The sequence below is a fragment of the Wolbachia endosymbiont of Rhagoletis cingulata genome, assembly GCF_048537655.1.
Classification (GTDB): domain Bacteria; phylum Pseudomonadota; class Alphaproteobacteria; order Rickettsiales; family Anaplasmataceae; genus Wolbachia; species Wolbachia pipientis.
This window is the reverse complement of sequence record NZ_CP175927.1, coordinates 140,915-153,464: the sequence shown is the minus strand read 5'-3', so window position 1 is coordinate 153,464 and position 12,550 is coordinate 140,915. Positions and strand designations below refer to the sequence as shown.

The following is a 12,550-nucleotide window of genomic DNA, read 5'->3' as shown; positions in this document are numbered from 1 at the left end:
TTTTAGTAGGGGGAGTTATGGGTAATTCTACAAAAGAGCTAGTTAACGCATTTAACTTAAATAATTATGGTATTGATAAGGTCAATACTAATTTTACTGTAGAAGGTAAAAAGATTGTTGGTTTATTTGCTAGTGGTACTAATACAAAAGAATATCTGCGAAGAATAGGAGAGGAGATAATAAAGCAGCACTACAGTAATGGAACTGAGGTAGCAAGTGAATATTATAACTTAAACTATTTTCCATTTGTTCTAGATGCTAATCCTGATAAAGAGGATTTAGGTAATGGCATAGTGAAAGTAAAGCTTGCAGATTCTACAGATAATGGAGTAATTCGTAACTTGAAGGTTCATTTTGCTAATGAGTTTGAGGGGGCTGTGAGATCTAAAGTGGCTGCACTTCTACAAGAATTAGTAGGAATAACGAAGGAACAAGCATATGAATGGGTCAATGGAACTGTTGGAACAGGAGCGATAGGTAGTCCTTATCTATACTGTATAGCTTTTAGCAACGAGTACCTCGAAAAAAGGTATAATTCGAGGATTTTTGAGCTATTGAAGAGTCTTTATATCAGTGAATTTAACTCAAGATTAGAGGCGTGTGGTCTTAAGAGTTCAGGCTTTTATGAATATAAAGATGGTATGTTATACATTAAAAATGTGAGTGATAAGGTAGTCAGGAGTGTAACAGAATATGTTAAAGGGCGAGTAGCGCTTGATTTTAAAACTCCAGGCAGCGTAGAGTCTAAAGTTGAAAATTGTAAAAATGTTTTGAGTGAACTAATTCTTAAAGCGACAGGAAAGTTTGTTGACGGGTATGATTATGATGACTTTACAAACAAAAACAAAATAAAGAATGGGCATAGTTTTGCTCTTATACCTTTTATAGAAGAGAATGGTCAGTTGAAATCTTTAAGTTCTAGGGATGCATCAAAGATTAATGGAGGAATATTTAATGGTTTTCATTGTATAAGTGATATTGGAGGCAAAACTGCAAATCCACAATTTGCTAATTGTAAAGAGCCAGTTTATGCTTTCTCTAATAAGCAGATTGCTCAGTTACTTCCTAAAATTATGGGGTCTCCAATTGCATATAATCAAATAAACGGACGTTTTGAATTTGCAGTTGATCTTGAGAATTTTAAGAGACGTAGCTCGAGTCGATCCTCCTCAACGGTAACTTCTCCACTCAATTCTCCTACACATGCAGAGCCACCAAGAACACCGCTTGAACAAACTGGAGCTAGGTTTTTTGAATCTAGAGGAGACAGAGATAGTGGTCTTGGTGATTCACCTCCACAACTTAAGGATTCTGGTTCTTCAAGTGGTGGTCCAAGTTCTGGCTTAACTGAATTGTCATCACCGACACAGGAGTTTCCCAAGCGAAGTCGTGGTGAAGGGTTAGAGAGGCCTCCCAGGCAAGGATCAGAAAGAGAGGAAGGAAAAGGGGGGCTGTTTCAGTTGGTGCCGGGGGAAATAGATTCAAGTCAATCCACTGGTGATCAATCACAGCTATCTTTGAGTAGATCATCATCGATTTCTTCTCCTATAGCATGGGATGATTCAACATTCTTAAATCCTGAGGTTTCTAATGAGGAACCTAAAAAACAGCAAGTTACTAAGGAAAAGGAAGAAGAAAAGTTGTTTAAAGCATTGCTTTATTGGTTTAACTTAAATAATTATGCTTTGGATCCTCCTCATACTAACTTTATTGTAAAAAATGGGAAGATTGCTAGTTTAATTGATGATAGTGTTGATGTAAAAGAGTATTTAGAGGAGATAATAGATAAAACGAAAGAAGAGTATCGTGTCAATAAGGAAGAAGCCTATGATCTCAATGAGTTTCCATTTCAATTTCTTTCTAATTGTGAGAAAAACCAAGAAACAACAGTTGTTGCTAATATAAGTCGTGGTGCCTTACTTAACTTAAAAGAACTTTTTAGTCGGGAGCATGAGGGAAAAGTAGAAATAAAAGATATCGACATTAACATCGTCGAAAAGGCAGTGAAATCTGAAAAGGACAAATGGGTAAATTTTCAGGTGCAAGAACATGGGTTATCCCCTAAAAAAGCAATTAAAACCTGTTATCCCGATGAAAGCGTATTAGAATATATTTCAATTACAAAAGACAAAGGTGGATACTGGATTAACCGTGATTATGATGGTTCGGAAGTAGAGTCGTTTAGGAAAGAGCAATGGCCTGCTAAAGGTACGTCAAAAGCTGAAAAGATGAAGTCCGAAGATAATAAAGACAGCGGTATCTCTTCAGCGGAGGCGACTGATGCTGAAAACGTAAGCTCTAAAGCTGAGGCAACAACAAGTGGTTATGAGTCTATGGATTGTGAGAATACTAGAGGAGGATCGCCAAAACGTACTCTAGAGTTGAGTGTGGGAATGGAAGAATTGACAACATCCACAGACCTGTATGCCACTAAGGCCGAGCAGCACTCTCCCATAAAAAAATTTAGAAGCAATTGATCTAATCCACCGCTCTCAGCCACCTAAGCGTTTTGTTAGGGTTAGGGCAAAGTCCCTGACCCTAAAGGCACTGGTGTTAGTTTTTCTCATCCATTGCAGATATTGCGCGGTACTAAATGTTTAAAAAGTATTAATATAAAGATATCAATAAAATTATTTACATTTTTATACTATGCACATTACATCATGTGTTATTTAACCTTACAATAATTTTTTTATTCTTGCTGCTTCTTCAAATTCTAAATTTTCAGCATGCTCTATCATTTGCTTTCTCAAATCATCCTTATTAGTATTTACTTTCGGTTCTGCTATTGCCCTCTCCTGTAAGGTGTTTGATATAGGTTTTATTATAGTCTTTGGGACAATATTGTGCAATATATTATGTTCTTCTTGTTTTTTTCTTCTTCTTTCGGTCTCTCTTAATGCACGGTCCAGAGAACCAGTGATTTTATCTGCATACAAAATTACTCTACCTTCAGCATTACGCGCAGCACGACCAATCGTTTGAATTAATGAAGTTTCCGATCGCAAAAATCCTTCTTTATCAGCATCCAAAATTGCAACCAACCCACACTCTGGAATATCAAGACCTTCCCTCAGCAAGTTAACACCTACTAAAACATCGATTTCTTTAGATCTCAATTTGTATATAATTTCTATTCTCTCCAGCGCAGCAATATCAGAATGCAAATAACTCACTCTCATATTCATTTCACTCATATATTCAGCTAAATTTTCAGCCATTTTTTTCGTCAATGTAGTGATTAAAACACAAAATCCCTTCCCTATTGTCACTTGTGCCTCATGAATTACATCATCAATTTGACTCTCTATTGGTTTTACAATGCAGATTGGGTCCGTAAGCCCTGTTGGACGGATAACTTGCTCTATAAATACATTACTGGTCTTTGCCAACTCATACTTTCCGGGAGTGGCTGAAATGTAAACAGTCTGCGGCCTAACTCCCTCCCACTCTTCAAATTTTAATGGACGATTATCAAAAGCGGAAGGGAGCCTGAAGCCATAGTCAATCAATTTCTTTTTACGCGCCTCATTACCACTGTACATCGCACCAACCTGAGGAACGGTGACATGACTCTCATCAACAAATAAAATTACGTCTTTAGGTAAATATTCAAACAAAGTAGGTGGTGGATCCCCAGCTTCCATTCCATAGAGATAACGCGAATAATTTTCAATACCTTTACATATTCCTGTTGTTCTCATCATTTCGATATCAAAATTAGTGCGTTGCTCGAGGCGCTTTGCTTCAACAATCTTGTTTTGCGAGTAGTAATAATCCAAGCGTTCATGCAGCTCTTTTTTGACTAGTTCAATTGCCTGCAACAAAGCCTCACGCGGGGTTATGTAATAGCTATTTGGAAAAATGGTGATTTTATTTACGCCTTTGGTAACATTGCCCGTTATAGCATCAACTTCAGAAATTTCTTCTATTTCATCGCCAAATAACGATAAACGCCAAGCTTTATTTTCATAATGGGAAGGAAATATATCAACAATATCGCCGCGCACTCTGAAATATCCTCTCTCAAACCTGGCATCAGAGCGCTTGTATTGAAGATCAGTTAAGTTGCTCAGGAAATCATTAATACGAATTTTATTTCCAACACTAAGCGGTATGATCATGCTGCGGTAGCTCTCAGGCGAACCAAGACCGTATATGCAGGAAACACTGGCAACTACGATCGTATCCCTGCGCTCCAAAAGGGAGCAGACGGTGGAATAACGCAGCATCTCAATTCTTTCGTTAATTGCAGAATCTTTTTCGATATAAGTATCAGTTTGTGGTAAATAGGCTTCAGGTTGATAATAATCATAATAAGAAATGAAGTATTCAACAGCATTATGGGGAAACAATCCTTTCATTTCCTCATAAAGCTGTGCTGCTAAAGTTTTATTGTGTGCCATAATTAATGCAGGCCTGTTTGTCCTTGCAATAACATTTGCCATAGTAAAAGTTTTCCCAGAACCAGTAACTCCAAGCAAAACTTGGTCTCTTTTATTGCTATTTAGCCCCGCAATTAAACTATCGATTGCCTGCGGTTGATCTCCAGCAGGTTGAAAATGTCTAGTGATTTGAAATTTCATAGACTTTACTTACTATCTTTGATTCATTGCATAGTGAACACTATATTGCTTTTAAGATAAGTTGTATAGCTATCGTAAAGCCATAAAACATTAACCAACAATGTCATGCAAGTAGCTGACACTGGAATCTTGTTTCAATGTTAAACAAAATACCATAGAATTCAAGAAGACAATTCCTAAAAAATCCCTACATCCAAAAAAAGGCAAAATGCTGCTTGAATAAGCTAAATTTTTTTAGATGCAAAAACAATAAAACATAGTTGATACTAAATTATAGTACTCCTATGACAACGTTACAAAAATTAAGGAAATGGATAGCTCTGATCAATTGGAATAGTATTTTCAGGTACCGGTGGTCAATATGACATTTTTAAAATAAAGATTTAGAACCTGTTTAAAATCTTCTCAATAGAAGAGAAATGAAGGAAAGAACGACCATTTGTAGGCTAGTGTTAAGTTTTCGCTCGCAATTTTTCCACAATCGTCTGCATTTTTCTAACCAAGCGAAAGATCGCTCTACAACCCATCTTTGTGGCAATACAGCAAAGGAATGTAATTCACTTCGTTTTATTACTTCTACAGTTGCTCCAATAATCGTTTTTATTTGAGTTGCAAAATTTTCTCCTGTATAACCTGCATCGACCAGTATATTTTTAACTTCCGAGAGGTTTTCTTTTGCGCTTTCAACCATTCTCACAGCACTGCTAACCCCAGTTGTAAATTAGAAAAAATAGAAAAGGTAAGGAAATAGGGTAAACTCCGAGGTATTTGATATTCATTCCTAAAATAGGAGGTTACCAATGAAAGAGAAAGTAACAGAAATCTTTTGTATAGTCGATGATTTTTGCAATACAGTCGATGAAAATTTTGCAGAAAAACTTCTACCAAGTGGCAAAAAACCAACCAGGACGCCAGAGATTACGCATTCAGAGATTTTTACCATAATATTGCTATATCAAGTGCGACAATTTTAAAATTTTCTATGTGCATTATTTGAAATTATTATACGAATCAGCGTTTCCAAAATTGCCATCCTATAGTAGGTTTATCAGGCTAAAATCGCAGGTTTTATGGTATTTAGCGCTCTTAATGCAATGGTTTTGCGAACAGTCAAAAGTGACAGGGATTTCGTACATAATCTATCGCTGTTTGCCATCCAAAAAGGACCTCGAGAAACAAAGTTTTCAAAGGGTTGGCAAAGATTGGAAAGACTACTTATGGGTGGTTTTTCGGTACATCTAGTAATCAACGAAACTGGCGAAATTCAAGGGGTTACGGTGACAAAAGGCAACGTTGATACCTGTGCCAAATTTAACTCAGAAATTGACTGGATTATTGTTTAGAGATAAAGGATATATCAAAAAAGATCTTTTTCACGAATTATTCGATAGAGGGTTAAAGCTTGTAACCAGTATAAAAAGGGTATGAAAAACTCATTAATGGTGCTAAATGAGAAGATTTTGTTAAGAAAAAGATCGATTATTGAGACAGTTTTTGGCTCTCTGAAAAACAAATTTGAGATTGAGCATACTCGCCACAGATCACCGATAAATTTTTTGGTACACATTTTTTCTACGCTTGTTTCATATTCCATGCAGCCGCTGCATTTCTAAGCTTTACTTCGTTGGCTAATCCGCAACTGGGGTATATAGGGTTGACACCAAGGCAATATTCTTCTGGAAAAGTTGATCGGCATGGCAGCATATCAAAGATGGGACCAGCGGAATGTAGAAGTATGTTATATGAAGCTGCACAAACAATGCTTACAGTTACCAAGAGGACATTTAAATTAAAAAACTGGGGTTGCGAAGAAAAAAGGAATGAAAAAAGCAATTGTAGCAGTAGCAAGAAAATTAGCTGTAATTATGCATAGGATGTTGGTTGATAAAACAGAATTTTATTATCAATAAACATCAAAAGAGCATAGGACAATAATTTTATTGAAAATAAAGATAGCAATGCCGATGGAAGGGACAAGCAAGAACTTAGTTAGACTTCGTGGTAAACATGTTGCCGTCCACTTCCGCCTAACAAGTATAATGCGGCTTGACAAATTTATTGTCATCTCAGACCGCGGAGAGAACCATATGCTACTTTTAACTTATGTAAAATTACCAAGGATTATGGAGAAGATATGCTGTTTTGATTTGTGTGAAAATTATTGTTGACTTATGTGCAATTAGAGAACCTAAGTCACTTTAGCTATATATAAAAGGTTTAAGTGGTTGTATTGATGTATCTTTGTATTAAAAAACACCCAATAAGCAGAGTTGTAAGTGGAATAAACCACAAAATGTAAGTGCTAGGTGGTACGATTATAATTGAATTGCCGTAAGAATTTTTTAACTCTGAGATTATCTCTTCATCAGTGTATCCATCATTGATTTTTTTACGAATTGCTTCTCGCATATCATACGCGATCTGAGATCCAGATTCAGACAATGATTCGCCAGAACATATTGGACACCTTATTATTTCAAATAAACTGGTTGCTCGTTTTTCCATGCTTTTATCTCTGAGTTTATTATCCAGAGTAAAAGCGTTTACGCCTGAGTGGAATATCAATATGAAAAGTAAGCTAATTACTATTCTCATTCTTGGTTAATTGGATTATTTTACTGAGTTGGTTCATAAAATCAGTGATGGATAACTTTCCAATAAAGCTTGACCCTACATCATCATCGTACTTTATTGAAAATTGAATGCCATTATCAGTTGTTTTTTCTGATAAGGAAGGTACTAATTTTTCGAACGCATCTGAAGTTTTTGAGTCACCAATCATAAACGAGATTAATTCTTTATAATTTGATATAGCCACGTTGATTTTGTCTTTAAATGAATATGTAACTAAGTTGTAATTGTTTACCCCACCATCTGCAGCAAAAGAAAAATTATTACTTTGAATCAAAAATTTCTCTATATTGAAATTAATTCTGGAAGCCGAGATGTCGTTTACAAATTCATAATCAAATTTAATGTCGATACTAAGGTAACTTTCAGGACTTGCAGTATTTTTATACCGATAAGTATACAAATCAAATCCTAGCTTAGCATTTCCACTCAGTTCTTTATCGAGGTGAAATTGAATGTAATTGCTTTTATCATTCACTTCAGTTATAACACTTTGCTGATTTTCTAAAACATCACATTTTAATCCATAATCTTCGTAACGAAGTGTATCTATATAGTCTATCACGGTACTATTTTTGTTGAATCGCAATGAAGATGGTAAATCGTTTAGTCTAACAACAAAGTGGCTGCTATCGTTTGTGTGGCATTTTATATTCTTTTTCTCATCACCATGAACAGCAATATTGACTTCATTGCTTGGTATGTAGATATATACTGATTTATCAAACAATCTATTTTTTATCAATAAAGCATCAGATGAGATGGTTAATTGCTCATTGGAAAATTTTGGGTTTGTCACACGAAAAATTAGGTTAGAAGGAAATCCACTAAAATCATGTGAAATATCAAATTTTTCGTCGTTAATGTATAGTATTGTTTCAGCTAAAAGATTTTTTACCTTACATGCAGAAAAATACCAAAAACCACTATACGCTACAGGAATAAACAAAAGTAAAGAGATGATAATATAGATAAAAATCTTACGCATAGCTAATCACTCCCCTGTTTATCCAATGATATATTTCTTGTACCCCTTGGTATGGTTACACACAAGCCGTCGATATCTTTTGTGATTTTTATTTGGCACCCAAGTCTTGATGTCTCTGTTAAGCCGAAAGCTAGGTCTAACATATCATTTTCCTCATCAGATATAGGGTTATGTATTTCTACAGCATTATAAAACTTTGGATCAACAATTACATGGCATGTAGAGCAAGCAAGAGAACCTTCACATGCACCTTCAAGCAGATCTGGATCACTTCTGTGGGCTAAATTGAGCAGAGTTTCTCCCTCTGCAGCTTCATAGCTTTTCTTACTCCCATCAGGTAAAATAAAAGTAACAGATGGCATATTATTCCTATTAAAATCCTTACTAATTTCTCTATATCCTACAGGTAATAACTAATATTTGCAAACTCTTTACAATTCCAGTGCCTATTTTTTGTTATCCAAGTAGCCGACACTGGTTTCCAGAAAAAAGGGTGTTATGCAAGTAGCTGACACTGGTTTCCATCCAAGACGGCAGTGCCCTCTTCTTGTCATCCTAGTGCCTTCTTCTTGTCATCCCAGTGCCCAGACACTGGGATCCAGGAATTTTATTAAGTTAGTAAGCATAAAAGTATAGCTAACGCAAGCTCTACGTCATACCGCCGCGGTATCTCTAGATCCCGCTAACACGTAGCGGGATGACGAACTGCTATACCGCCACGAACCGTCATACCGCGATTCATTCGCGGTATCTCAGCCGCTAACAAGAGATCCCGCTAACAAGTAGCGGGATGACGGTTGTTGTTTAGCTACAAACGTTAAGAAATTTACTAAGCGAAAAAAAAGGCAAAAGAAGCCCCGTGGTTATTATCTGCTTTAAAATATTGGCGTTTTTTATGTTTTAAACGCTTGACAAGCGAAATTCAGTTGCTTTTAATTGCAACTAACCTACGCTGCAAATGTTTAAGAAATTTACCAAGCAGAAAAAAAGACAAAGAATCCCCGAGTTAGCTAGTCTTTTACTATCTCTGTCGAGTATTGGCATTTTTTGATGTCTTGTAACGCTTTATAAGCGCGTTCAGCTTATTTAGATAAAAATCTAGATGTAGATGAAGTTTTGTAAAGACATACAGTATCTATATACTGCAAAAAATTGAACATAAGACGCCGATACATTAAGTAATCCTTACCTTTTAATCTGCAGATTGGCGAAAGCAAATACAATAGCTTCAGTTTCATGATAAGGGCGCTGGCGGAGTTTGTCAAGTAAGTTTTTTGTTTCTATTGAATGACAGTTGTAACCTACGAAAGAAGTCTGTTGTAATTTGTACGATATCTTTATAAAATGGTTCGCATAAGTTATCTAGCAGTGCAACTAAACAAATACAAAAATCAAAACGTCGCGGTTTTTGGTCTTGGTAAAACTGGTTTATCCGCCATTAACGCTCTAACAAAGAGTGGTGCAAGAATATATGCATGGGATGATCATGAAGAGCAAATAGCAAATGCAAAAATGATGTATAAAAAATGTAATTTTATTCATCCCAAGGAATACAATTGGCATGAGATCAGTGCATTGGTTTTAAGCCCTGGAGTGCCAACAGAGCCACATTGGATAGTAAAACTTGCAAGGAGATTTGATTGCAAAATAAAATCAGACATTGAGCTATTTCTTGAAGCTAAAACTACGAACCAGAAGGTAATAGGCGTCACAGGAACAAATGGTAAATCAACCACTACATCACTAATAGGGCACATATTAAAATCTGCAGGGAAAAAAGTAGCTATTGGTGGAAATTTAGGCGTTCCTGTTTTGGATCTAGAAAGAGATGCAGAAATTTATGTAATCGAACTCTCCTCTTTTCAATTGGAGTTGATGAATGAAATTAACGTGGACATTTCAGCACTGCTCAATATTACACCAGATCACATAGATAGGCATGGAAGTATGGAGAACTACATAGCAACTAAATTAAAACTGATAAACGGTAGTGAGGTTGCCGTAATAGGATGTGACAATGAGATTACTGCTGATATATTCAACAAATTCACTGGAGACAAAATTCCAATCTCAGTAACATATTCCCCGATGTCATTCCAGCGCGTGACGCTGGAATCCAGAAAAGAAAAACCATTGCCAACTACTCAGATGACAGAGGGTAGTGCAAGAGATCTAATATCATTGGCAGGTAACAATTTGCTTGATTATAGTGAACAGATTACTGGTATAGATCGAAATTATCTGGATCCCAGTGTCAGCTACTTGGATGACAAAAGGGGCACTGGGATCCAGAAGATCTCGTTAAAACTAGAGAATCATAGCTTATCAGTAAGCGACGTGAAAATAAACCTAATATCCAACGCAGAAAACATAGCAGCCACATATGCCGTATGTAAGGTACTTGGAGTAGATAGCAACACTATTATCAATGGAATCAAGTCCTTTTCAGGACTGAGGCATAGGAATGAACTGCTTGGCAAAATAAGAAATGTGTTTTTCGTGAACGATAGCAAAGCAACTAATGCAAAATCGAGCGAAAAGGCGATCTTATCTTATGAAAACATAAATTGGATCGCTGGTGGAAGAAGCAAAAAAGGTGGAATAGAATCATTAAGCAAGCATTTTACAAGGGTTAGAAAAGCTTTTCTTATTGGAGAATCAACCGAAGCTTTTGCAAATGTTATGGAGAATAAAGTAGATTATGTTAAATGTTGCAATCTAGAAGATGCATTCAGATTGGCTTTTGAAGAGGCCTTAAATAGCGCAGAAGAAGTAACAATATTACTTTCTCCCGCGTGTGCTTCTTTTGATCAATGGAAAAATTTCGAGGAACGTGGTGAAGCATTTTGTAGAATGTTTGAAAATCTCAGGTACAATCACACATGCTGTTTAGTATGATGTTGCGTGGAACAAAAGTTAATAATAGATAAGCTAATTAGGGTTATTCCATTTGAAGGGATAAGCGATGAAACCCTATTAAAGGTGTGCACTGACCTTAATCTAGCTAATAGCTTTTGCAAATTTCAGAATGGAATATATAGCGCTTTGGAGCACATAGCAGAGGACTTAAATAGCTCAATGGAAGCTGAATTAAGAAATTCTAATTTAGAAGATATGAAAGTGCGAGAGCGAGTAAAGTTAGCTATTCAAATACACCTTTCAAACTATGCTAAGCTACCGAATTATAGAGAACTTTTAAAAAATGTTTTATCATTCTCCGTATCACCAAAAAATACATATTTTTCTAGTAAACTTTTATACAGAACTATTAGTGCGATTTGGTATGGCATTCATGACCAATCAACAGATTTTAACTACTATACAAAAAGAGCAATATTAGCTGGAGTGTACTTAAGTACGATACTTTTTTTTATCAATGATTATTCAGAAGATTTTGTGGATACTTTATCGTTTCTTGATAACCGTATCAACAATGTCATGACATTTCAAAAATTCAAAACTCGCTTAAAAGGAATCATAGGAAATTTCTTATAAGCTATTGATTGTTGGTAGAAAAGTACTTGAGCACGATCCTGAAAAGGTTTGTGAAAATAAAAATATTCATGCTGATCATAAAGAACATTTAGTTTATTGTGAGGATAATAATGGTACAACAAAATACACCAGTTACGAAGAAAAAGAAAATAAATTTATTGAAGAAGCACATGAATATTTAATAGACTCTGAATTTAATAAAAATTTTGATCTAGGGCAGTACAGAATAAGTAATTTCTCCGGAAACTTGACGAAAATAGAACTGGAACTCATCAATGAAAAGTATATGCAAGTTTAAGTTGATAGAGAAAGAAAAATTATTCTTGCTATACCGTAAATACGTTCCAAGATTATACTAAAGTCTTTATTGCACTCAAAACCTTCGTTTTTCCTAATCTCTAGAATTATCAATGCATCATCACTTAACCAGCCTGAGTTAGCTAGTCCATTCAACGTTGATTCAACTAGATTGCTATTGTAAGGTGGGTCTATAAAAACTATGTCGCATTTTGAAATAGGTTTTGGTAAGCAGTTAGCACTGCAGCAAATTAGCGTAACATTGTCCGTAATTCCAAAATCTTCTGCTGTTTTTTTAGGCAGTTGCAAATTGTAATAATCTGAATCCACCATGAATGCATGTTTAGCGCCGCGAGAAAGCGCTTCAAATGAAAAAGAGCCACTTCCGCAGAACAAATCAAGTACATTCAAGTTATAAATAGGTTTTCTTGAGGAAAGTATACTAAATATTGCTTCTCGAACAATACTCATAGTTGGTCGTGCAGCTAAATGCTTACCTGTAGTTATTTTTCTTCCGCGATATTTGCCTGCAATGATGCGTAGCATATTAAAT

The 12,550-nt window shown here is 35.7% G+C and carries 10 protein-coding genes and 3 pseudogenes; 7 read left to right on the top strand and 6 right to left on the bottom strand.

Annotated features, from left to right (window positions below):
• Positions 1-17: 17 nt before the first annotated feature.
• Positions 18-2,477: a hypothetical protein gene (locus tag ACJZL3_RS00655; RefSeq protein WP_419198808.1), complete on the top strand. Its 2,460-nt coding sequence runs from the start codon at positions 18-20 to the stop codon at positions 2,475-2,477.
• Positions 2,478-2,678: 201 nt separating this feature from the next.
• On the opposite strand, the gene uvrB is transcribed toward ACJZL3_RS00655, so the two are convergent.
• A complete protein-coding gene (gene uvrB, locus ACJZL3_RS00650) occupies positions 2,679-4,586 on the bottom strand; it encodes an excinuclease ABC subunit UvrB (RefSeq protein WP_419198807.1) in 1,908 nt (635 codons plus the stop codon).
• A gap of 394 nt (positions 4,587-4,980) precedes the next feature.
• Positions 4,981-5,253 (bottom strand): annotated as a pseudogene (locus ACJZL3_RS00645) (transposase); the annotation flags it as partial.
• A 133-nt stretch (positions 5,254-5,386) separates the two neighbouring features.
• On the opposite strand from ACJZL3_RS00645, the pseudogene ACJZL3_RS00640 reads away from it, so the two are divergent.
• Positions 5,387-6,218 (top strand): annotated as a pseudogene (locus ACJZL3_RS00640) (IS982 family transposase).
• Positions 6,211-6,459, top strand: a complete 249-nt coding sequence (locus ACJZL3_RS00635; RefSeq protein WP_049749685.1) for an IS110 family transposase — start codon at positions 6,211-6,213, stop codon at positions 6,457-6,459. Before ACJZL3_RS00640 ends, ACJZL3_RS00635 begins: the two are co-directional and overlap by 8 nt.
• A gap of 344 nt (positions 6,460-6,803) precedes the next feature.
• Here ACJZL3_RS00635 and ACJZL3_RS00630 read toward each other — a convergent pair whose 3' ends face one another.
• Genes ACJZL3_RS00630 through ACJZL3_RS00620 form a run of 3 tightly spaced genes read right to left on the bottom strand, consistent with a single transcriptional unit; the run spans position 6,804 to position 8,567 of the window.
• A complete protein-coding gene (locus ACJZL3_RS00630; RefSeq protein ID WP_010962876.1) occupies positions 6,804-7,181 on the bottom strand; it encodes a cytochrome c-type biogenesis protein in 378 nt (125 codons plus the stop codon).
• A complete protein-coding gene (locus tag ACJZL3_RS00625) occupies positions 7,165-8,205 on the bottom strand; it encodes a hypothetical protein (RefSeq protein ID WP_010962877.1) in 1,041 nt (346 codons plus the stop codon). The genes ACJZL3_RS00630 and ACJZL3_RS00625 overlap by 17 nt, the downstream gene beginning before the upstream one ends.
• Before the next feature lie 2 nt (positions 8,206-8,207).
• Positions 8,208-8,567 (bottom strand): ferredoxin family 2Fe-2S iron-sulfur cluster binding protein, encoded by a 360-nt coding sequence (locus tag ACJZL3_RS00620; RefSeq protein WP_010082412.1) that lies wholly within the window; start codon positions 8,565-8,567, stop codon positions 8,208-8,210.
• A gap of 136 nt (positions 8,568-8,703) precedes the next feature.
• Here ACJZL3_RS00620 and ACJZL3_RS00615 point away from each other — a divergent pair, with 136 nt between their 5' ends.
• The 4 genes and pseudogenes from ACJZL3_RS00615 to ACJZL3_RS00600 form a co-directional block, all read left to right on the top strand.
• The gene (locus tag ACJZL3_RS00615; RefSeq protein WP_010962879.1) at positions 8,704-8,841 is read left to right on the top strand and encodes a hypothetical protein; all 138 of its coding nucleotides are present in this window, start codon (positions 8,704-8,706) and stop codon (positions 8,839-8,841) included.
• 708 nt (positions 8,842-9,549) lie between these two features.
• Positions 9,550-11,103 (top strand): Mur ligase family protein, encoded by a 1,554-nt coding sequence (locus tag ACJZL3_RS00610; RefSeq protein ID WP_419198806.1) that lies wholly within the window; start codon positions 9,550-9,552, stop codon positions 11,101-11,103.
• Between the two features lie 6 nt (positions 11,104-11,109).
• On the top strand, positions 11,110-11,700 hold the full coding sequence (locus tag ACJZL3_RS00605; protein WP_010082414.1) for a COQ9 family protein: 591 nt from the start codon (positions 11,110-11,112) through the stop codon (positions 11,698-11,700).
• A 22-nt stretch (positions 11,701-11,722) separates the two neighbouring features.
• Positions 11,723-11,998, top strand: a pseudogene (locus ACJZL3_RS00600) (hypothetical protein); the annotation flags it as partial.
• Here ACJZL3_RS00600 and rsmD read toward each other — a convergent pair.
• Positions 11,995-12,543 carry a 16S rRNA (guanine(966)-N(2))-methyltransferase RsmD gene (gene rsmD, locus ACJZL3_RS00595; RefSeq protein WP_010082416.1) on the bottom strand — a complete coding sequence of 183 codons (549 nt, stop codon included), beginning with the start codon at positions 12,541-12,543 and terminating at the stop codon, positions 11,995-11,997. The pseudogene ACJZL3_RS00600 and the gene rsmD sit on opposite strands and share 4 nt — an antisense overlap.
• Positions 12,544-12,550: the final 7 nt, after the last annotated feature.